Source organism: Nonomuraea sp. NPDC059007 (assembly GCF_042740555.1).
Classification (GTDB): Bacteria; Actinomycetota; Actinomycetes; order Streptosporangiales; family Streptosporangiaceae; genus Nonomuraea.
The window spans coordinates 14,019-34,472 of sequence record NZ_JBHYJD010000080.1 but is presented as its reverse complement, the minus strand read 5'-3'; the positions used below and the strand labels follow the sequence as shown (position 1 = coordinate 34,472).

The following is a 20,454-nucleotide window of genomic DNA, read 5'->3' as shown; positions in this document are numbered from 1 at the left end:
CCCACCCCACCCCCGGGGGGGGGTGTCGGACACCCACCCCCCAGTATCCCCCGGGGGCCCCGGGGGGGGGGGTGGCGGGGCCCCCACGGGCTGGGGTCAGGCGACCTTGCGGCGCTGGAACGGGAGGAAGCGGTCGGCCAGGTGGGGGCGGGACGGGGTGAGCGTGGGTTCGACGGCCAGGACGCGGTCGAACCTGAACGCCCGGATGCCGCGCCGCATCCGGCACACTCCCACGAGGTACCAGTACTCCCGGTGGACCAGGCAGGTCACCGGCTCCACGTCGCGGATCGTCACGTGGCCGGAGGCGTCCTGGTAGTGCAGGCGGATCATGAGGCGGCTGGTGATCGCGTCGGCGATGACGCGGGCGCGGGAGGCCACGTCGGAGGGCAGGGGATCGGTGAGCGTGGCCAGGGTGGTGGCGATGACGTCGTCGTCGAGGTCGAGGTGCTCGAAGACGTTGCGCAGGCCGCGCCGGGCGGTGACGGCCTGCGGGCCGGCTCCCAGGTGCGCGAGGGAGAGGGCGAGGGCGGCGATTTCGGCGGTCGTCAGCGGGCGGGTGTGAGACTTCACATCGATACCCATACCCAAACACTAGCTCCTGGCACCGACAATTTTCGAAAGCCTGTGCGGACTCCGCGCCGCCCATCCCGGTCGCGCGGTGCCTCCGGCTGGTCCGGGCGTGCGCGCCGACCCTCGGCATTCTTCGGAGTCCGGTCGGGGTGCGCGGGTGGTGGGTTCCGGCGGCGAGAGAGGGGCCGTGCCGTACACCGGACGTCAGATCCAGCCCTTACGGCTGGCCGCCACACCGGCGGCGAAGCGGGTTTCGGCGCCCAGGGCGCTCATGGCCACTGCGATGTGCCGCCGGACCGTGCGGACGCTGATCCCCGTCTCGTGCGCGATCTGCTCGTCCGTCTTGCCCGCCGCCAGTTGCAGCACCACCCGGCGCTGGGCCCTGGTGAGGGGGATGTCCTCGCCTTCGGCGTCCACCGAGTCCCGCCACATGAGGTCGAACCAGTCCGCCAGCATCCTCAGCAGGTCGGGCGAGGTGACGAGGAGGGCCGGCAGGCCGGTCGCGGTGGCGGCGACCAGGGCCATCGCGTCGTCGACCAGGATCATTTTGGTGGGGATGGCTCTGCGCATCCGTACCGTCTCACCGGCCACCGCCGAGTCGCTCATCAGCCGCCGGCCCCAGGGGACGTTGCTGTAGGCGGCGTCGTACAGGCCGAGGTAGCGGGCGCCGCCCTCCAGCGCGGCCGGGGGCGGGAGGAGGAGGCGGTGCGGCGTCGGCTCGGTCTCGAAGGCGACGGTGAAGGCGGCGCGGACGAGGCGGGTCCCGGCGGCGTACAGTTCCACGGCCTTGGCGGCGGCCTCCGCCATCGTCGGGATGACCTGGACGCCGCTGATCGGCGCCGAGGCGGAGTGGTCGTCCTGGGCGCCCCAGCGGCCGGCGAGCGCGCGCCAGCCGGCGGCGAGGCGGGCCTGCCGGCCGGTGAGTTCGGCGTGTTCGCGGTCGAGGAGCGTGCGGAGGGCGGCGGCGATGCCGACCGGTCTGAGCAGGGCGTCGCCCTCACCTCCGCGGAAGGCGACGCCCATCGAGAGCAGTTCGAGGGTCTCCGGGGCCTGTCCGTCGACGTCCACGTCCAGCTCCAGCGCGCCGCTGGAGGTGAGCCGGTCGTAGAGCGCCTGTGCCTGCGGGCTCACCAGCCCGGCGAGGCTGTTCTCCGCCATCGGACCCTCCTATGGACGTGGGATCAGCCCCAGCCCACGCCGTCGTCGAACCACAGCATGACTTCCTCCCCCGTATCTATGTGGAACTTCCTGACATGTCCTTTGTAGGAGAAGCCGGGAAGGCGCACAGCCTGGAGGGTTTCAGGGGAGGCCGGGGATCGGTCAGCGGCGGGCGGTCGCCTGTTCGCCCAGGGCGGCGATGCCGTACAGGAGACCGCCGACCAGATCGCCCACGCTGAACGCGGTCGCCATCGACATCGCGGTCAGCCGGCAGGCCCCGTCCGACAGCCGCAGCCGGGCGCTCTCGCCGGTCACGATCTCCAGGGCCCTGCCCTCCAGGTCCACCAGGACGACCACGCCGTTGACGGCGTCGTCGCCCAGCGCCGCGTGCAGGCGTTCGGCGAAGTGGCGGCGCCCGCCGACGGGTCTGCCGAGGAAGACGCCGAAGCGCAGCCCGCTGCGGCGTTCGGCGAGCTGGAGGGCCTGGCGCAGGTCGTCGGCCTGGGCCGCGGTCAGTACGCGCATCGTCTCACCATCCCGCCGTCGCCCCGCCGATGTTCCTGCCCGGTTCCGCGGTCTCGGCCGCGCCCACCCAGTCGACATCCGGCGTCTGCGCCCAGTGGGCGGCCCGGTCGGCCAGCACCAGGTCGGAGGTGCTGACGCCGGACTCACTTCTGGACGGCCCGCCGAGCCAGACCGGCCCTTCCGCCGCTCTGCGGGCGGTGCCGCGCCCCGGCGCCAGGACCAGCAGGCTGATCAGCACGAAGATGCCGAGGGAGGCCCCGATGAGGAAGCCGAGGATCTGCCACGCGCTGCTCACACCATGACCGTAATCCCGGTTCGGCTGCCCGGCCAGACCTCATATGAGAGAGTCATGAACCAAGATCCCCCACAAGAGGTCAAAACTGCTGTGGACACCCCAGAATCGATCGGTCGTTACCCGGTTGAGCGTGCCCTCGGTGCCGGCGCCTTCGCGTCGGTGTGGCTGGCGCGTGATGACCAGTTGCAGTCTTACGTCGCCATCAAGGTGCTCGCCGAGAACTGGTCGGTGGAGCCCGCGGTGCGGGAGCGTTTCGTCAAGGAGGCCAGGCTTCTGCGCCAGGCCGACTCGCCGCACATCGTCCAGGTTCATGACATTGGCGAGCTTCCGGATGGCAGGCCGTACTTTGTCATGACCTATGCGGACATGGGGACACTCGCCGGACGCCTCGCGGACGGACCCCTGCCCGTGCCGGAGACACTGCGGCTGCTCGCCGAGATCGCCGGCGGGGTCGGCGAGCTCCACCAACTGGGCATCGTGCACCGTGACCTGAAGCCGTCCAACGTGCTGTTCCGCACGGCGACGGGCGGCGGCGAGCGGGCGATGGTGGCCGACCTCGGCGTCGCGCGGGCGCTCGCCGATGCCACGAGCCACACGATCGCCGCCGGCACGCCCGGCTACATGGCCCCCGAGCAGATGCGCCTCGACGGCGCGCCCGACGAGCGCGCCGACGTGCACGGGCTGGGGGCCCTCGCCTATCACCTGCTGACGGGCCAGGTTCCGGGCTCCGGCGCGGTACGGCTGGCGCCGCACCGCCTGCGCCCCGAGGTGCCCGAGCGGATCAGCGCGGCGGTGATGAAGGCCATCGACCCCGACCCGGATCGGCGCTGGCGGAGCGTGGCCGACTTCGACGCGGCCCTGCGCGGCACCGAGCCGGACGTGGCCGCCGACCCTCCACCAGACCACGGCTCCGAGCCGAAGCCCGGGGAAACGGCCGCCAAGCCGCGTACGCCACCGGGCAAGGCGCTGCTGGCGGGCGGCACGGCCCTGGTGCTCGCGGGCGCGGTCGTGGCCGTCATCCTGACCCGCGGCGGCGGCCCCGAGCAGCCGCCCGGCACCGGCGGCACCACCCCGAGCGCGGCGGCCCAGCCGCACAACGACCTGCGCGACGACGCCCCGGTGCCCCAGCAGTACCGCCAGATGATCGTCGAGGCCGGAACCTGGTGCGCCGACGTCAAGGGCCTCTCGCCCGCGCTCATCGCGGCGGTGCTGAAGGTCATGAGCGACTTCGACCCCGACCTGACCGACAAGGAGAACGACGAGTTCGGCATCGCCCGCTGGACCCCCAGAGTGCTGCGGCACTGGCAGCCGTACGGTCTCGCCCAGCCCGAGCCGCGCCCGCCGTACAGCGTGGAGCTGTCCGTGCAGTCCATGGGCCGCTTCTTCTGCGCACTCGGGCCGCAGATCTCCAACATCAAGGGCGATCCGGCGGCCAACCTGGCCGCGCTCTTCCTGTCCGGCGTGGAGCCGATGAAGCGCTCCAAGGGCATCCCTTCGTTCACGAAGGAGCGAGTGGACCTGATCATGAAATATCGGGGCGAGTACCAGAAGAGCTAAGGCAGCAGCCGCAGATCCGTGTCGATCACCAGGTTGAAGCGGAGCGCCAGGTTGATCAGGGCGGCACGCTGCCAGTCGGCCTTGCCTCCCTCGTCGGCCTGCTTCACCCGCAGCTTCGTCCTGGCCAGGTAGTCGATGTGGAAGTTGGCTCCGCTCCTGGTCAGGCCGTGTCCCGACAGCCGCTCGATGAGCTGCGGCACCGTCGGCACCACGGTGCTGGACGGGTCGCGCAGCCGGGGCTCGCAGAGCGCGACCAGGATGAGGAAGTACTTGGCGGTCCGGTCCAGCGGGAAGACGCCCATGGTGGTCGCCCCCGATCCGGCGACGGTGGCGGCCTTGCCGTACACGTGCTCGGGGGCGAAGACGAGAAAGCCGGTCGTGCCGTGCTCGGCGGGAAGGATCACCCGCGAGAACTCGAACGGCACCGGCATGCCCATCCGCTGCGGCGGCACCTTGACGAACTCGCCGCCGCCCTCGGGGTTCTCGACGACGTAGGTGCGGTCGGTGGTGAGGTTGGCGATCAGCCAGTAGTCGTCGACGGCGGTGATGCGCCCGGCCATGCGCGACACGGCCCGGTCGGCGATCACGATGTCCACCGGGACGTCGTCTGCGCCGCGGCCGAACGTGGCGGATTCACCGGGATTGAGCTCGGCCGCCACAGCCGTGTCGGTCTGGATGAGAACGGTGCGCATGGCCATGGTTGTAACGTCCTCGCCCTCTGTGCGGCCATCTGTAAGGTTCCAGGGTTACCAGACCTCGGGCCGCCGATCACCCCAGAATCCGCCCCGGTACGCCTCGACCTGGGCCGACAAGGAGATCAAAACCCCTTCCTCCCCGGTACGGCCGGCCAGCATGACCCCGATCGGCAACGCGTCCTCGGTCCAGTAGAGCGGCAGGTTCACCGCCGGCTGCCCGGAGACGTTGTAGATCGCCGGGAAGGCGGCGAAGCGCTTCATCCGCTCGAACGTCAGCTCGGGGTCGTCGCCCTCCTCGAACCAGCCGACGGGCCGGGGCGGCAGGGTGACGGTCGGGGTGAGGACGGCGTCGTAGGCGTTGGTGACCGTGAGCGCGATCCGCGTGGCGAGCTGGAGCGCCGACTGCGCCTGGAGGAAGGACGGCGCCGGGGTGGCGAAGCCGCGCTCGCGCAGCCATCGGGTCAGCGGCCTGAGCGTGTCCTGCCGGTCGTCGGCGACCGGATGCATGCAGGCGAAGGCGTACCAGAGCGTCACGAACCGCGGCACCAGCTCGGGCCCGAACGGCGGCGCGATGTCGACGACCTCGTGCCCGAGCGCGGCCAGCGTCTTCGACGCCTCCTCGTAGGCCGCCATGACCTCGGGGTCCACCTCGGTGCCCGGCACCACGGGCTCGGCGTAGCGGGCGACGCGCAGCCGTCCCGGCTGCCGGGTGGCGCACTCCAGGAAGGTGCCCTCCTGAGGCGGGGCGAGGTAGAGGTCGCCGGGGTTGTTGTGGGCCATCACGTCGAGCAGGGCCGCGGCGTCGGCGACATTCCGGGCGATCGGCCCGTTGGTCGACATTCCCGCGAGGTCAGGGATGATCGGGGCGAAGCTGATGCGGCCGCGGGTCGGCTTGATGCCGAACAGGCCGCACACGGAGGACGGGATCCTGATCGAGCCCGCGCCGTCGCTACCCTGCGCCAGGGGCGCCAGACCGGCGGCCACGGCAGCCGCCGCGCCGCCGCTCGAACCGCCCGCCGAGCGCGTGAGGTCCCACGGCGTCCGGGATGGGGGTGACAAATATGTCTCTGTGTAGCAAGGGAGTCCGAACTCGGGCGTCGCCGTCTTGCCGAGCATGACCGTGCCGGCCGCGCGCAGCCGTTCGACCACGGTGTCGTCGACCGGCGCGACGAAGCCCTGGTAGCTGCCCGATCCGAACATGATCGGCACGTCCTTGACCAGATTCAGGTCCTTGATCGGCACCGGGACCCCGGCCAGCGGGCCGTCGGGCAGGGCCTTCTCCAGCGCCCGTGCCTGGGCGATCGCCCGCTCCGCCGTGACGGTGACGTACGCGCCCACCTCGGCGTCGAGACGGTCGATTCGATCAAGGTAGTGACGGGTCAGCTCGACCGGCGACAACTCGCCGTTCCTGATCGCTTTGCCCTGGTCAAGCGCCGAAAGATCGTGAATCGCACTCACACTACTGAACAGTAGGGATCTCTAGCAGAGAATGTAATAGATACCCGGAAATCGGACGGGGAACACGATGACCTGGGCCATAAAAGTATGGACGCCCTAACACTAGGAAACCCGACGATCAGCAAGCTACCTTGAGTTACGTGGACTCCGACCTCCAGCGAGAAGACGGTCACAATACGTCACCGATCTGGGTGAGCGACAGGCCGGAAGATGAGGCCCCCGCGGCCAAGAAGTCGCCGGCCGCGACGCCCGCGTCGACGTATGCCCCCATCGAGCGCGCCTCGGTGCGCGCGCTGCTACGGCAGCCTCGATATCGCCGCCTGCGCAACCGCGCGCTGCTGGCGATCGGCGTCGGCGTGGTCGTCGGGATCCTCGTCCGGGACTGGCGTATCGGCGTCACCGCGGCCATCGTCGCGGCCATCGCCGACACCGTCTACCGTGCCCGATCCGCCTCGACCGTGCCCGCCTGGCGCCGTTCCTCCGTGGCGGAACGCCGTACGGAAGGCCAGCTCAAGAGACTCGAACGCAGCGGCTACCGCACGCTCCACGCCCGCGCGATCCCCGGCAGCGAGGCCCAGATCGACCACCTGGTCATCGGCCCCACCGGCATCTACGCGGTCGACTCCGAGAAGTGGGACAAGCGGCTGCCGGTGCGCGTGCAGATGGGCAAGAAGCTCTTCCACGGCCCCTTCGACATGAAGCCCAGGATCACCGAGGCCAAGTTGGAGGCCTCGCAGGCCGGCGAGCTGATCAGCAAGGCCTTCGGCCGCGAGATCGCCGTCGTGCCCTCGCTGGCGATCTACGGGCCGCCGGTGCCGTGGAAGGTCATGACCATCCGCGGCGTCGACGTCTACGAGGGCACCAGGGCCCGCAAGTGGATCACGAAGCGGGAGCACGCGCTCACCCAGGAAGAGATCGACCGCCTGTACGAGATCGCCGAGAGCGTCCTTCCTCCTCGCTACGGCGACGGCTGAGGCGTTCGGCCAGTTCGTCCAGGTCCCCGGCCAGCTCGGCGCTGGCCGGGATGCCTGTCTCCGGCACCCGGGACAGCATCGCGCTGCCGAAGCCCGCCACGATCACCGCCTGGTCGACCAGTTCGTCCACGTCCGGCCACGGGAAGCCCGGCTGCGCCAGCACCAGCGCGACGCACCCGTGCATCGACGACCACAGCGTGAGCGCCAGCCGCCTCGGGTCGCCGCGCAGGATGCCCGACTCCACGCACCGCTCGACGACGGCCACCATGCCCCCGAAGCAGGCCGCCGCCGCCTCGGGCACGGCCGCCGCCTCGGGCGCGGCGGCGCGATCGCTCGGCGGCGGCTTCATGAGCAGCACCCGGTACTGCACGGGATGCGCCAGCGCGAAGCGCGCGTAGGCCCGGCCGCAGCGGCCGAGGGCGCGGAACGGGTCGCCGTGGTCGTTCTCGCGGAACAGGCGGGCCAGCTCGTCCCAGACCCGCAGGCAGACCGCCTCCAGCAGGGCTTCCTTGTCGGCGAAGTGCAGGTAGACGGACGGCGTCGAGATGCCGGCGCGGGCGGCGACGGCCCGCAGGGTCAGCGCCTCCTCGGTGCCGGACTCGGCCAGCAGGTCCTCGGCTGCCCGCAGGATGTCCTCGCGCAGGAGCGCTCCTTCGCCGCGCCGGGCTCTGGTCCTGGTCATGCATCTCACATTGACGTTGTTAAGTTAACGATGTCAACCTGAGCGCATGGCGATATTTCGTGATGCGACCGCTGTGACCCCTCAAACCGGCGGATACGCCGCCACCCTCGACCCCCAGTGGGCCGTGGGCACCAAGCTGCACGGCGGCTACCTGCTGGCAGTCCTGGGCCGCGCCGCGGTTGCCGAGGCCGGCGCCGGGCACCCCCACGTAACCGCCGTCAGCGGCGCCTTCATCGAGCCGCCCGGCTTCGGACACGCCGAGGTGAGCGTGACCAGGCTGCGCGTGGGCAAGAGCGTCGCCCAGGTGCGCGCCGACCTGTCGCAGGAGGGCAGGCCGCGCGTCTCCGCCCTGATCACGCTGGGCCGCCTCGACGACTCCGATCCCTGGTGGACGGCCTCGGAGCCGGTGGACCTGCCGCCCGAGCAGGAGTGTTTCCTGTCGCCGGTCGACCCGCCGGGCGCGCCGTTCCCCGTGCCGCTGATGGGGGTGGTCGAGGAGCGCATCAACCCCGGGCACCTCGCCTTCGCGTTCGGGCAGCCGAGCGGGAAAGGCGTGATCGCCACCTGGCAGCGCCTCGGCGACGGTTCCGACTGGGACCCGCTCAGCCTTCTCGTGGCCCTCGACCCGGTGCCGCCGGTCACCTTCGACCTGGGGCTGCCCGGCTGGATGCCCACGATCCAGCTGTCGGCCTACATCCGCCGGCTGCCCGCGCCGGGGCCGGTCCGCGTCAAGCTGGAGGCCACCGACGTCGGCGGTGACCGCATCGACCAGGTCGCCCACGTCTGGGATGACAAGGGGCGCCTGGTGGCCCAGTCCACCCAGCTGGCCGCGGTCCGGCTGCCCGCCTGATCACCGGTACTTCTCCGCCACCTTGGAACACCAAGGGCTCGACCCGGCGGGCGGGCCGCAGGAGCCCACCTGCTCGGGGCGCTCGGCGCCCTTGGCGCGCAGGATCAGCACGGGCTTGTCGCGCGGGTACTGCCGGGCCGTCCCGCCGCCGAAGTCGATGCCGCCCGTCGCCCCCTGGATCGCCGGGCCTGAGGCGGTGTGCAACATGCTGAGCTGCCGCCACACCGTGTACGAGTTCACGGGCACCGCGTGCCGTACCGGGCCGCCGAGCCGCCGGATCGCGGTGATCAGCGTCTCGGCGGCGTCGTAGGACAGGGCGGCGTGCCCGTCGAGCGTGCGCCCGGCGCCCGGCTCCTGGCACTCGAAGGTGAACGTGCGGAAGAGCTGGTCGTAGAAGTCGTGCGGCTGCGGCTGACCGCACCGGTTGGGCGCCACGGCGAACGACTGGTAGTAGAAGGGCACCTGGCCCACCTCGCCGCGCAGCCGTACGTCGGCGGCGTAGCGGGAGATGTCATCCCCGGCCAGGATGGTGGGCGGGGTGGCCGGGCAGGTCTCGTTCACGCCCTTGATGAAGGACTGGAAGTCGGGGATGCCGCGCCCGGCGAAGTACACCAGGCCCTTCGCGTCGCACGCGCTCACCCCGGCCTGGCGGGGCTCGCCGGCGTAGGGGTGCTCGTTGGGGTCCTCGGGGCCGGGCTTGGGACTGCCGATGGGGGTGAAGCGCCGGTTGTCCACCGCGAACCCGGCCTCGGCTAGGCGCGCGGACACCTGTTTGCGCAGGTTGTCGCTGTAGTAGTCGCTGACGTCGTGGGAGTAGTAGACGCGTGCTCGCGCCGGCAGGCCGAGCGTGGTGGCGAAGGCGGCGGCGACCGCGGCCTGGCGCCTGTTCTGCGGCGCGACCTGGAAGTAGAACGGCGACTCCTCCACCAGCCGGTCGGCGGAGAGCGTCGAGGCGACCATGGGCAGCCCGGCCTTGCCGAGCGCGTGGATGGTGGCGACGGTCTGCCTGCGGCTCTGGTCGAGCCCGACGACGCCGACGATGGGCGCCTCGGCTTCGCTGGAGGAGACGAGCAGGCGGGCGATGGCCTCGCCGTACTGCATGCGACCGCCGCCGTTGGCGACCAGCAGCCGCACGATGGGCTCGCTGGCGCCGGAGGAGTCGTTCTGGTTCTTCTGCGCGATGGCCACGCCCGCCAGGCCCTCGCGCACCGCCGCGAGCGAGTCGCGGTTGCCCGAGGTGAGCGCGGCGAGATAGACGATCGTCACGTACGGCCGCGCCGCCTGCGCCTGATCGGCGTGCAGGGTGGCGGCCCGCTGGTTCTCCTCGTGGATGCGCCGGTGAATCTGGGCGATCTCCGCGGTGCTCGGCGTGAACAGGTACCCGGGCTCGGCCACGCCGACGCACTCCGCGCCCATCAGTTGCCTGCCCGACTCCGCCCACGGCGTCCACAGCCCGGTGGCACACGAGGTTCGCTGCCAGGCCACGGTCTGCCCCGCGTACGCGCCGGCGCCCGCGGCCAGCACACTCCAGAACAACGCGATCGCCACCGGCGTGGACCACCAGGGCGGCTTCCTGGTGGGCGGCACCCAGAACCGGCTCGCGGTGCTGAGCACGACCGGGTCCTTCGGCAGGCCGGGCGCCCGCACGTCGAGCGGCTCGCGCAGCACCTGCAGCGCCGCGGCCCGCCCGGAGGCGACGAGCTCGCGCCGCCAGCGGATCAGCGCCGAGACCGGGTCCTCCTCCTCGGCGGTGGGCGGGTCCCCGCCGGGCAGGTAGGTCACCACCACGACCGGATCGAACGACTCCAGGTTGGAGCGCCGCTCCGCGATCAGCTCGACCAGTTCCCCGCCGTGCTCGTTGAGCAGGAGCAGCGGGTAGAAGACGTGCCCGGCGCCCCGTACGTGCAGCGGCGTGCGCCGGTACTGCCGGCTCAGGTCGTCGAGGAAGGCCGACAGCAGCAGCCGGTCGATCCGCCCGGAGTCGGCCGGGTCGAGGTCGGCCAGCAGCGCGGGCAGCCCGGCCTTGGCCGCGTCCTGGGCCAGCGCCGTCCGCAGCGCGCGCAGCCGGCCGCTGAGCAGGAGCGCCTTCCCGCTGAGCCGCCAGTCGTGCAGGAACGGCGGAGCCAGCCTGAGCAGGGCGTTGAACGGGAACGGCACGCTCTCGCCGCCCCGCTCGGCCGCCTCGATGCCCCAGCCCCAGCTACGGTCGACCGCGCGCAGCGCCTCGCGGGCCGCCTCCTCGGTGTCGGGACCGGCGTCGGCGTGCCGGGCCGTCCAGGCGGCCAGGACCTTCACCGTCATCCGGTAGCGCGGGAAACGCAGGCCGGGCATGCGCCTGAGCTTGCCGTCGGCCGAGGAGCGCCGCTCGGTGCCGGCGCTCAGGTCGGCGACGATCCTGGCCAGGATGACGGGCACGGTGTCGCCGGGCGCGATCTCGGGTTTGGAGCGGCGGATGCGGGTGGAGATCACCGGCCGTAACGCGACGGCGTCCCTGACCAGGAAGTCGGGCCAGTCGCCGGCGTTGCGCAGGCGCATGATCGGGATGCCGCGGCGGCCGGTGTGCTGGGGGCGTTCCTGGGGTTCCTCCTCCTGCCGCTCGAAGCCGGCCGGGACGTGCGGGGAGTCCTGCACGCCCTCCCCCCGGGCCGGTCGCCGGCACAGCCGGTCTATCGTGTGGATGAAGTTGCCGACCCTGGCCGTGAGGTCGGACTCGACGCGCCCCGAAGTCATGCGAACCTCGATAGCACCGTCGGTCGATCTTGTCACCGTTATCCCGAGCTGTGGACATGCGTCTCAGCTGTCGGGCGATAGCCGTACCATGTGAAGACTCACTCACGATGGGAGAAGCTCAATGCCCGCCCTCAGGTCACGTACGGTCACCCACGGTAGGAACATGGCCGGAGCCCGGGCCCTCCTCCGGGCGACCGGCGTAGCCGGGAGCGACTTCGGCAAACCGATTATCGCGGTGGCCAACAGCTTCACCCAGTTCGTGCCGGGCCATGTGCATCTGCGCGAGGTCGGCGACGTGGTCGCCGGGGCGATCAGGGAGGCGGGCGCGATCCCGCGGGAGTTCAACACGATCGCCGTCGACGACGGCATCGCGATGGGCCACGGCGGCATGCTCTACTCGCTGCCCAGCCGCGAGCTGATCGCCGACGCCGTGGAGTACATGGTCGAGGCCCACTGCGCCGACGCCCTGATCTGCGTCTCCAACTGCGACAAGATCACGCCGGGCATGCTGCTGGCCGCGATGCGGCTGAACATCCCGACCGTCTTCGTCTCCGGCGGTCCCATGGAGGCGGGCAAGACACCTGGCAAGAAGCTCGACCTCATCGACCCGATGATCGCCTCCGCCGACGACAGCGTCTCCGACGCCGAGCTGCTGGAGATGGAGGAGAACGCCTGCCCGACCTGCGGTTCGTGCTCGGGCATGTTCACCGCCAACTCCATGAACTGCCTCGCCGAGGCGATCGGCCTGGCCCTGCCCGGCAACGGCACCATCCTGGCCACGCACAAGCGGCGCGAGCAGCTCTTCAAGGACGCCGGCCGCACGATCGTCCAGCTGGCCAAGCGCTACTACGAGGACGACGACGCCAGCGTGCTGCCGCGCGCGATCGCCACCCGCGAGGCCTTCGAGAACGCGATGGCGCTCGACGTGGCCATGGGCGGCTCCACCAACACGATCCTGCACATCCTGGCCGCGGCCCGCGAGGGCGAGGTCGACTTCGGGCTCAAGGAGATCAACGAGATCTCGCTGCGGGTGCCGTGCCTGTGCAAGGTGGCGCCGGCCACGAACAAGTACCACGTCGAGGACGTCCACCGCGCCGGCGGCATCCCGGGCATCCTGGGCGAGCTCGACCGCGCCGGGCTGCTCCACCGCGACGTCCCGACGGTCAAGGGCGGCACGATCGGCACGCTCATCGAGGAGTGGGACCCCGTCTCGCCGACGGTCACGCCCGAGGCCGTCGAGCTGTGGCACGCCGCGCCCGGAAACGTGCGCACCGTCAAGCCGTACTCCCAGGACAAGCGCTGGGACGACCTCGACCTCGACCGCGCGGAAGGCTGCATCCGCGACCGCGAGCACGCCTACAGCGCCGACGGCGGCCTGGCCGTGCTCTACGGCAACATCTCCCGCGACGGCGCGGTGGTGAAGACGGCCGGCGTGGACGAGTCGATCTGGAAGTTCTCCGGCCCAGCGGTGGTGTTCGAGTCGCAGGACCAGGCGGTCGAGGGCATCCTCGGCGGCAAGGTCAAGGCGGGCGACGTGGTGGTCATCCGCTACGAGGGCCCCAAGGGCGGACCCGGCATGCAGGAGATGCTCTACCCGACCTCGTTCCTGAAGGGCAAGGGCCTCGGCAAGGTCTGCGCGCTGGTCACCGACGGCCGCTTCTCCGGCGGCACCTCGGGGCTGTCGATCGGCCACGCCTCGCCCGAGGCGGCGGAGGGCGGCGCGATCGCGCTGGTGGAGGACGGCGACATCGTCGACATCGACATCCCCGGCCGCCTGCTGGAGTTGCGCGTGCCCGAGGCCGAGCTGGCCGCCCGCCGCGAGCGCCTGCTGGCCGAGCTGGGCGGATACCGCCCGCGCGACCGCAAGCGCGCCGTCAGCGCGGCGCTGCAGGCCTACGCGGCGATGACCACATCGGCCTCGACGGGCGCCTCGCGCGACCTGACGCAGCTGTCGTCACATCTCGGCCAGCGGTAGCGAGGCGAAGCCCGGCACCCGCTCGGGAATCACCAGCTCGCCCTTCGAGGTCGGCAGGGAGGGTCGTACGAGTCCACCTGGACCCGGCCGGCCGGCGTGGCCGCCACCGCCCTGAGCGCCGTGGCCAGGACCAGGCCGGCGCCGCCGTCCCCCGCGGCGTACCAGCCCGCGGTGGGCAGGAGCGGGACGACGACCGGCACTTCGCCGCAGACGCCGACCCGCACATGTGAAGAGGCCGCGGTGCCGAGAGACCCCCACTCGGCCCCGGAGAAGGGCAGGCCGGCGACGCCGGGCGCGAGTTCCGCGGTTGTGGCAGCCGCCGTCTCCCTCGCGCCGTCCATCGCCCGCCGCACCGCGGCCTGGATCCGGTGCCGTTCGGCCTCGGCCGTACGCTCGGCCCGCCGGACGGCTTGTTGCCGGTCGCGTTCCGCCCCGAGCTGCGCCTCGGCCGCGACCTTCCTGGCCACGGGCGCGTAGGCGCGAAAGGCCGTGACCAGTCCCCTGATCGCGGCCTCGCGATGGGCGACGCTCACAGGGCCACGACCACCCTGGCCGGCCTGAACACCCAGCCGTGCCGCGCGTACCCGCGGTTCCACACTTCGAGGATGGTGCCCGGCTCGCTGCCCTCCTCCGGGCGGGCGGCCGCCGCCTCGTGCGTGGCGCGGTCGAAGCCGGCGTCGGTGGGCACCTCGCGGATGCCGTTGGCGGCGAGCAGTTCGAGCAGTTCGTCCCTGATCTCCAGGGCGAGCTCCTTCTCTCCCTCGTGGCGGTCGATCCGGTCGATGACGGTGGCCACGCCGAGCACCAGCGGCAGCTGCAGGTCGCGGAAGAGCGCGCCCTCCGCCTGCTGGATACGGCGGGCCTGCTCCTCAAGGAGCTTGCGCTTGTCCAGGTCGTCGGACAGGCGCCGTTTGAACAGGTCGGTCAGGACGTCGAGTTTCTCGGACAGTTCCTCACTCATAGGATCTCCAGGTCGCGCATCGCGTTGCGCATCTGCTCGACGGCGTGGGCGCCCAGGTTGTTGTCCCGTTGCAGCTCGACGGCGCCCAGCGACTGCCCGGTCGCGCCCAGGAACACCTCGGCGTGCACGACGCCGTCGATGTCGTAGGCCATGACCACGCGGATCTCGGCCTCGTCCGGCAGGCCGGGCGGCAGCATCAGCTCCGTCGACTTCAGGACCGTCACGTAGCGCAGGTCCTCGTCGTCGCCCTCGGTCAGCTCGAAGTCCACCACCCGCTGGCCGGGCTGGACGGTGTAGAAGCTCTTCTCCCGTTTCACCGGGATCTTCGAGTTGGCCGGGATGATGATGGAGTTCTGCGCGATGTTGCGCTCGTTGAGCGCGATGGTGCCGAGGCTCTGCGAGGTCACGTCGCTGACCGCGACCGGGATGCGGGCGATCGCCCCGCCGGCCGCCGCGCCCAGCGTGTCGGCGTAGACGGCCGCGCCGAGCGCCACCGCCTCGTCCGGGTTGACGCCGATGTCCGGCACGCGGCCGGACATGCGCCGCACCATGGTGCTGACCATCGGCATCCGGGTCGAGCCGCCCACGAGCAGGATCCGGTCGATCTTGTCCCAGTCGACCCCGGCCTTCTCCATGACCTCCTCGACCGTCACCTCGGTACGGCTGAGCAGGCTCGCGGTCAGCTCGTCGAACTCCGCCCTGGTGACCGGCACCTGGAAGCCGCCGCCCTCGGCGCTGACCCGCACGATCGTCTGCGGCATGCTGGTCAGGCGCCGCTTGGCCTGCTCGCACTGGCCGCGCAGCTCGGCCTCGCCCTTGTCCGACTCGCGCACCTCCGGCCCGCCCTGCTCGCGGATGCGGTTGGCGACGTGGCTCATGAGCAGGTTGTCGAAGTCGAAGCCGCCGAGGTTGCGGTCGCCGCCGGTGGCCATGATGTCGAACCCCATGATGTCGGACGCGGTACCGGTCACCCGCATGATCGTCACGTCGAAGGTGCCGCCGCCCAGGTCGTAGACGAGGAAGACGCCGCTCTGCTGCTTGTTGAGCCCGTAGGCGATCCCGGCCGCCGTCGGCTCGTTGATCAGGCCGAGCACGTTGAGCCCGGCGATCTCGCCGGCGTCCTTGGTCGCGGTACGGCGGGCGTCGTCGAAGTAGGCGGGCACCGTGACGACGACGTCCCTGACCTCCTCGCCGAGCTGCATGGAGGCGTCGGCGGCCAGCCGCTTGAGCACCAGCGCGGAGATCTCCTCCGCCCGGTACTCCTTGCCGTCGGCGTCCACGTACGCCGCCCCCGGCTCGCCCATCTTCCGCTTGACGAACTCCACGCAGTCGTCGGGCAGCACGGCGGCCAGCCGCTTGGCCTCCACGCCGACCAGCGGCGTGCCGTTCTCGAAGACCACGACGGACGGCGTGAGCCGTTCGCCCTCGCGGTTCTCCAGGATCTCGGGGGAGGGCCCGCGCACGACGGCCGTGGCCGAGTACGTGGTGCCGAGGTCGATGCCGATGACCGCCATCAGCGCACCCGGACGATCTTGGCGTTGATGCGCCACTGCGGAAGGTAGTGGTTGCGGATCTGGAGGTGGATGCGCAGCCAGGCGACGCCGCCGCCGAGCAGCACGCCCAGGAAGAACCCACCGGTCCCCGCGTTGCTCAGGATGCCGACGATGACGAAGGCGATGACCGCCCAGAGGATCACGGTCTTGGTGATCTTCCAGGCGGTCACGCCGAACAGGTGCTTGGTCTCCATCGCGATCAAGTACTGTTCCTGGTCGGCGAGGCGCATCATGATCTGCTCGTCGTCGCTCAGCGTCCTGACCCGGTTCAGCACGATCCGGATCTGCGCGATCTCCTCGGCCGAGGTGATGTAGTACCCGTCATCCTGCTTGGCCACCGGGATCGTCTCGGCGTGCGCGAGCAGCACGTCGGCCAGGTAGTAGGCGGCCATGCGCTTGTTGGAGCCGTGCAGGTGGAGCTTCTCCAGCACCGGGATGGCCTCGGTGTAGCGGCCCTGGTTCGCCAGGGAGCCGGCGATGCCCAGGTCGGCCTCCTCCGAGCCGCCGGTCAGCCGGTTCACCTGCTCGTAGCAGGACAGCGCCCGGTCCCACTGCTCCAGTTCCTCGTAGACGCCGCCGAGCTCCAGTTGCCGGTCGGGGTTGGCCACGTCGAGCGAGGTGGCCTGCTGCGCCTCGTACAGCGCCTCGTTGAGGTTGCCCAGGCCCGCGTTGGCACGTGCCAACAGGCTCCAGACCTCGGCGGAGGCGCCGAGCGTGTTGCGCGCCTCGCGGGCGCAGTAGGCGGCGGAGTTGTAGTCGCCGACGGCGAGGTGGTCGCGGGCCTGCTGCAGCCAGTCGCCGCTCGCGGACGAGGCGGTGACCGGCGTCTGGGAGCCGCCGCCCGCGGCCAGGAACGCGTTGAGCTGGAGGTCGTAGCCCTGGCGCCGGGCGTCGTCGAGCAGGATCTCCCTGGCCTTGGTCAGAAGCGCCACCTTCTGCTCGGCCTCCTGCCGCTTGCTGAGGTCGGAGCTGTTGGTGCGCTTCTGCCACTGCCGGAGCTCGTTGGTGATCTTCTTCTTGATGACGTCGGCCGGGTCGTTACGCTCCGCGCCGACGATGGCGTAGTAGTTGTCCATGCCGCGTCTCCATGACCGGGGGATCTCCATGCTCGGAAGCCAGATCGCGGCCCGCCAGTGCTGTTGCGGCCAATGGCAAGAAGATGACGTTATGTCACGCGCGACGGCGGCCTATGCTCCGGTCGTGGAAGTGATCACGGTTCAGCGCGACTTCCAGGGCAGCACGGCCGTCGAGACCCGGCACCTGCGGCCAGGGGAATCGATCACCTTCGGCCGCGGCGCCGCCGGCACCCCGGTCGACCTGCCGCTCGACGACCCGGCCGTCTCGCGCGAGGCGGGGCTGCTGCGGGCGGTCAAGGACTACTGGGAGATCTCCAACCTGTCGCGCCGCTACGCCTACGTCGTGGAGAACCTGGAAGGCGGCGGATTCGTCCGGCTGTCACCGGGCACCGTCGACGCGCCGATCCCGTTCGAGACCGCCAGGGTCCGCGTGCCCGGCCGCCAGGACCAGCTCACCTTCCTCGTGCTGGCCCCGCTCAAACGCCGCCTGGCGACCGAACACGACCCCTGCGGCGCCACCGGCACCCAGCAGCCCTACCCGCTCGACCCCGCGGCCAAGTACTTTCTCGTGCTCGCCGCACTGTGCGAGCCTCAGCTGCGCGACCCCGCCCGCGACCGCGTGCCGAGCATCCCCGAGGTACGCCGGCGGCTGGCCGCCCTCGGACTGAGCCGTTCGGCCGTCAACTACCACGTGGACTTCCTGGCCGGCACGAAATTCCGGCTCCAGCCGCCCGGCCAGGGCGCCGGCGTCGACTGGAAGCCCCGCTCGATCGTCAAGCACGCGCTGCGCTTCGGCCTGATCACCCCCGCGCACCTGGTCCTGCTACCCCCGGACTAGCAGGCTCGCCACGTGATCGCTGACGCCCTTCAGCAGGGTCGCGGGCACGATCGGGTGGTCGGCGATCGCGGAGAACAACGAGGGCAGGCCCGGCAGCGGGAAGCCGTCGTCCTTCAGCGCCGCCGCCCCGACGTCGTTCTTGTCCAGCGCTCCCCGGCTGCGCTCCCACGCGTCGAGCACCTCCTCGGGGGAGGGCACGCCGAAGCCGTGGCCCACCGGGGCGGCGTGGCGCAGCCGTACCAGAGGGGTCTCGGCGAAGGCGAGCGCGCTGCGGGCGCGGGTGCCGAGCTCGCGGCGCGGCTCGGGAGCGATCCAGTCCATGGCCGTGCACGGCTTGCGGCAGGTGGCCACGCACACCGCGAGCGCGCCGGCGACCTGGCTGTGCTGGCGGTCGAAGTAGGCCCGCCAGCCTTCGGGCGGCTCACCGGCCACCCGCAGCGTACGGTTGGTCGCCGACTGCTCGGACTTGGTGTGGTCGCAGTCGCGGTCGCCGATCACGCCGAACCTGCTGCCGTCGGCGCTCAGCCCGTCCGGCCAGCGCGCCGGGTCGCCCGCGTGGCCCAGTTGCGGCTCGAAGGCCAGCAGCGGCAGGTACTCGCTGGCGATGTGCACGGCGGCGATCATCGGGCTCAGCTCGCGCCGGTGCCACCGGATCGCGATGACCTCCAGCAGCAGGCCATAGGCGGGGCGCAGCGACTCCAGGGCGCCGCGCGGCGTCTCACGGGGCGTCTGCGGCATGTGGCAGGCCCGCGCCCGGCGCTTCAGGTCGGCCGGCACGCCCCGCGCCTCGACGGCGAAGTCCTCGGCGTCCAGGGAGAGCAGCCGCTGTCCGAACTCGCACACGGCGGCCACCTCCTCGTCCGAGGCGAGTGCTCCGAGGTCGGCGAAGGCATAGCGGCGGGCCAGCGCGACGAGCAGATCACGAGTCGTATCCACGCGATCACTCTCTCACGGCTCGGAAGCCACCCGCGTCGCCCCGAGGTCGGTGGCGATCGCCGGCGCCCGCTCGAACCGGGTGATGGCCTGGGCGTGGTCGCGGGTCAGGGTGTGTTCGCGGCCGAGGCCGAGGTTGCTCGTCACCAGGCCCCACCGGCGCGGGTGTGCGGGTCGCCCTGCTCGGTCGGCGGGAGCGCGTGGTCTGTTCTGACGGTCACCCTGCAAGCTTAGAGATGGTCCGCAGGGCCCCGGAGCGATGCACTAGCTGTCATGGATATGCACTGGACAGATCAGAACCCGAAGTCGGGCACCACCCATCACGACGGGCAGGGCTCACGGACGCACTGAATCTCGCCCGGCTGGCCGGTGGGGTCGACAGTCGGCTCCTCCGGTCCTGGCGTCGTGGGCTCGGCCGTGGGCGTGGGCTCCACGGTCGGGGTCGGCTCGGCGGTGGGAGTGACCGTGGGGGTCGGCTCCGTCGGCGTCGGCTCAGGCTCGTTCGTGGCCGTCGGGGTCGGCTTGGGAGTGGGGGAGGTCTTGGCGGGCGGCAGCGCCGGCTTGCCCTTGACCTGCTCGCGCTCGGCCGGCGGCGTCACCGTGGCGTTGCCGCCGGGCGGCAGGATGCGCTGCTGCTCAAGCGGCGCCACCGGGCGCAACCACAGGGAGCCCACCACGGCCGCCGTGGCCAGCACCGCGGCCGAGACGGTCAGCGCGCCGACCAGCGCCCGGCGGCGGCGCGGCGCGGGCGAGGCGTGCGGGTCGGCCAGCGCCCTGCGCGCGGCCTCGCCCATGTCGGCGGCCGAGGCCCAGCGCCGGTCGGGCGTCTTCTCCAGCGCCCTGGCCACCACGGCGCGCGGACCCGGCGGGATGTCGTCGGGCAGCGTGGGCGGCGGCTGGTGCAGGTGCTTGTAGATGATCTGCACGGGGGTGTCGCCGTCGAACGGCAGCCGCCCCGTCAGGCACTCGTAGGACACCACACCCAGCGCGTAGACGTCGACGGCGGGCGTGACGTCGCTGGCGGTGGCCATCTCCGGCGCGCAGTAGCCAGCCGAGCAGAGCATCGCGCCGGTGGCGGTGAGCTGCCCCGCCGAGACCGAGTGGGCGATGCCGAAGTCGGTCAGCGCCACCCGGCCGTCGGGCCGCAGCAGCAGGTTGCCCGGCTTGACGTCGCGGTGCACGATGCCCTGCGCGTGGGCCGCCGACAGCGCGTCGGCCACCTCGGCGACCAGCCGCATCGTGTGGGCGGGGGTGAGCGGCTCGCGATCGAGCGCCCGGTCCAGCGACTCGCCCTCGACGTACTCCATCACCAGGTAGCTCAGGGGGCGCTCGCCGACCTGGGCCAGGCCGTAGTCGTAGACGTCGACGACGCCGGGGTGACGCAGGGTGGCCATGGCCCGCGCCTCGTTCTGGAAACGCTGGGCGAAGGTGGCGTTCTCGCTCAGGGCGGGGGTGAGCACCTTGACCGCGACCTCGCGGCCCAGGACCGTGTCGGTGGCACGCCAGACCTCGCCCATGCCGCCACCGCCGATCCGGGTGGTCAGCCGGTAGCGATCGTTGAGTGTGGTCCCCGAGCCGAGCACGCCTTCAACGCTAACACCGGCGCCTGCCTGCCACGCGGGAA

20 protein-coding genes are annotated in these 20,454 nt (G+C 71.6%); 5 read left to right on the top strand and 15 right to left on the bottom strand.

Going from position 1 to position 20,454, the window contains the following annotated elements:
* Positions 1 to 96: 96 nt before the first annotated feature.
* The 4 genes from ACFWY5_RS55060 to ACFWY5_RS55045 all read right to left on the bottom strand — a co-directional run bounded on the left by ACFWY5_RS55060 (position 97) and on the right by ACFWY5_RS55045 (position 2,548).
* Positions 97 to 582 carry a helix-turn-helix transcriptional regulator gene (locus ACFWY5_RS55060; RefSeq protein ID WP_379614975.1) on the bottom strand — a complete coding sequence of 162 codons (486 nt, stop codon included), beginning with the start codon at positions 580 to 582 and terminating at the stop codon, positions 97 to 99.
* 192 nt (positions 583 to 774) lie between these two features.
* Complete coding sequence (locus tag ACFWY5_RS55055) at positions 775 to 1,728, bottom strand: response regulator transcription factor (RefSeq protein ID WP_379639947.1); 954 nt, start codon at positions 1,726 to 1,728, stop codon at positions 775 to 777.
* A gap of 162 nt (positions 1,729 to 1,890) precedes the next feature.
* Positions 1,891 to 2,253, bottom strand: coding sequence for a DUF5130 family protein (locus ACFWY5_RS55050; RefSeq protein ID WP_379614979.1), 363 nt, complete (start codon positions 2,251 to 2,253; stop codon positions 1,891 to 1,893).
* Positions 2,254 to 2,257: 4 nt separating this feature from the next.
* Complete coding sequence (locus tag ACFWY5_RS55045) at positions 2,258 to 2,548, bottom strand: hypothetical protein (protein ID WP_379614981.1); 291 nt, start codon at positions 2,546 to 2,548, stop codon at positions 2,258 to 2,260.
* 3 nt (positions 2,549 to 2,551) lie between these two features.
* Here ACFWY5_RS55045 and ACFWY5_RS55040 point away from each other — a divergent pair, with 3 nt between their 5' ends.
* The gene (locus tag ACFWY5_RS55040) at positions 2,552 to 4,105 is read left to right on the top strand and encodes a serine/threonine-protein kinase (protein WP_379639945.1); all 1,554 of its coding nucleotides are present in this window, start codon (positions 2,552 to 2,554) and stop codon (positions 4,103 to 4,105) included.
* Here the strand turns inward: ACFWY5_RS55040 and ACFWY5_RS55035 are convergent.
* Positions 4,102 to 4,797 carry a winged helix-turn-helix domain-containing protein gene (locus ACFWY5_RS55035; RefSeq protein ID WP_379614985.1) on the bottom strand — a complete coding sequence of 232 codons (696 nt, stop codon included), beginning with the start codon at positions 4,795 to 4,797 and terminating at the stop codon, positions 4,102 to 4,104. The genes ACFWY5_RS55040 and ACFWY5_RS55035 overlap by 4 nt on opposite strands.
* Before the next feature lie 54 nt (positions 4,798 to 4,851).
* Complete coding sequence (locus ACFWY5_RS55030) at positions 4,852 to 6,258, bottom strand: amidase (protein ID WP_379639944.1); 1,407 nt, start codon at positions 6,256 to 6,258, stop codon at positions 4,852 to 4,854.
* A 140-nt stretch (positions 6,259 to 6,398) separates the two neighbouring features.
* Here ACFWY5_RS55030 and ACFWY5_RS55025 point away from each other — a divergent pair, with 140 nt between their 5' ends.
* On the top strand, positions 6,399 to 7,232 hold the full coding sequence (locus ACFWY5_RS55025; RefSeq protein WP_379639943.1) for a nuclease-related domain-containing protein: 834 nt from the start codon (positions 6,399 to 6,401) through the stop codon (positions 7,230 to 7,232).
* On the opposite strand, the gene ACFWY5_RS55020 is transcribed toward ACFWY5_RS55025, so the two are convergent.
* Positions 7,159 to 7,914: a TetR/AcrR family transcriptional regulator gene (locus tag ACFWY5_RS55020; protein WP_379639942.1), complete on the bottom strand. Its 756-nt coding sequence runs from the start codon at positions 7,912 to 7,914 to the stop codon at positions 7,159 to 7,161. The genes ACFWY5_RS55025 and ACFWY5_RS55020 overlap by 74 nt on opposite strands.
* A 73-nt stretch (positions 7,915 to 7,987) precedes the next feature.
* Here ACFWY5_RS55020 and ACFWY5_RS55015 point away from each other — a divergent pair, with 73 nt between their 5' ends.
* Entirely contained in the window at positions 7,988 to 8,764 is a 777-nt protein-coding gene (locus tag ACFWY5_RS55015; protein ID WP_379639941.1) for a thioesterase family protein, read from the top strand.
* Here ACFWY5_RS55015 and ACFWY5_RS55010 read toward each other — a convergent pair whose 3' ends face one another.
* Entirely contained in the window at positions 8,765 to 11,494 is a 2,730-nt protein-coding gene (locus ACFWY5_RS55010; protein WP_379639940.1) for a hypothetical protein, read from the bottom strand.
* A 121-nt stretch (positions 11,495 to 11,615) separates the two neighbouring features.
* Here ACFWY5_RS55010 and ilvD point away from each other — a divergent pair, with 121 nt between their 5' ends.
* Positions 11,616 to 13,469 carry a dihydroxy-acid dehydratase gene (ilvD, locus tag ACFWY5_RS55005; protein ID WP_379639939.1) on the top strand — a complete coding sequence of 618 codons (1,854 nt, stop codon included), beginning with the start codon at positions 11,616 to 11,618 and terminating at the stop codon, positions 13,467 to 13,469.
* A gap of 29 nt (positions 13,470 to 13,498) precedes the next feature.
* On the opposite strand, the gene ACFWY5_RS55000 is transcribed toward ilvD, so the two are convergent.
* Genes ACFWY5_RS55000 through ACFWY5_RS54985 form a run of 4 tightly spaced genes read right to left on the bottom strand, consistent with a single transcriptional unit; the run spans position 13,499 to position 17,059 of the window.
* Positions 13,499 to 14,002, bottom strand: a complete 504-nt coding sequence (locus ACFWY5_RS55000; RefSeq protein WP_379639937.1) for a hypothetical protein — start codon at positions 14,000 to 14,002, stop codon at positions 13,499 to 13,501.
* A complete protein-coding gene (locus ACFWY5_RS54995; protein ID WP_379615001.1) occupies positions 13,999 to 14,430 on the bottom strand; it encodes a nucleotide exchange factor GrpE in 432 nt (143 codons plus the stop codon). The genes ACFWY5_RS55000 and ACFWY5_RS54995 overlap by 4 nt, the downstream gene beginning before the upstream one ends.
* On the bottom strand, positions 14,427 to 15,944 hold the full coding sequence (locus tag ACFWY5_RS54990) for an Hsp70 family protein (RefSeq protein WP_379615003.1): 1,518 nt from the start codon (positions 15,942 to 15,944) through the stop codon (positions 14,427 to 14,429). The genes ACFWY5_RS54995 and ACFWY5_RS54990 overlap by 4 nt, the downstream gene beginning before the upstream one ends.
* Positions 15,944 to 17,059, bottom strand: coding sequence for a hypothetical protein (locus tag ACFWY5_RS54985; RefSeq protein ID WP_379639936.1), 1,116 nt, complete (start codon positions 17,057 to 17,059; stop codon positions 15,944 to 15,946). The genes ACFWY5_RS54990 and ACFWY5_RS54985 overlap by 1 nt, the downstream gene beginning before the upstream one ends.
* Positions 17,060 to 17,183: 124 nt before the next feature.
* On the opposite strand from ACFWY5_RS54985, the gene ACFWY5_RS54980 reads away from it, so the two are divergent.
* Entirely contained in the window at positions 17,184 to 17,897 is a 714-nt protein-coding gene (locus ACFWY5_RS54980; protein ID WP_379615007.1) for a hypothetical protein, read from the top strand.
* Here ACFWY5_RS54980 and ACFWY5_RS54975 read toward each other — a convergent pair.
* From ACFWY5_RS54975 to ACFWY5_RS54965, 3 genes are all read right to left on the bottom strand, one after another.
* Positions 17,883 to 18,833 (bottom strand): hypothetical protein, encoded by a 951-nt coding sequence (locus tag ACFWY5_RS54975; protein WP_379615009.1) that lies wholly within the window; start codon positions 18,831 to 18,833, stop codon positions 17,883 to 17,885. The genes ACFWY5_RS54980 and ACFWY5_RS54975 overlap by 15 nt on opposite strands.
* A 12-nt stretch (positions 18,834 to 18,845) precedes the next feature.
* Entirely contained in the window at positions 18,846 to 18,977 is a 132-nt protein-coding gene (locus ACFWY5_RS54970) for a hypothetical protein (RefSeq protein WP_379639935.1), read from the bottom strand.
* A 173-nt stretch (positions 18,978 to 19,150) separates the two neighbouring features.
* Entirely contained in the window at positions 19,151 to 20,413 is a 1,263-nt protein-coding gene (locus ACFWY5_RS54965) for a serine/threonine-protein kinase (protein WP_379639934.1), read from the bottom strand.
* Positions 20,414 to 20,454 lie beyond the last annotated feature (41 nt).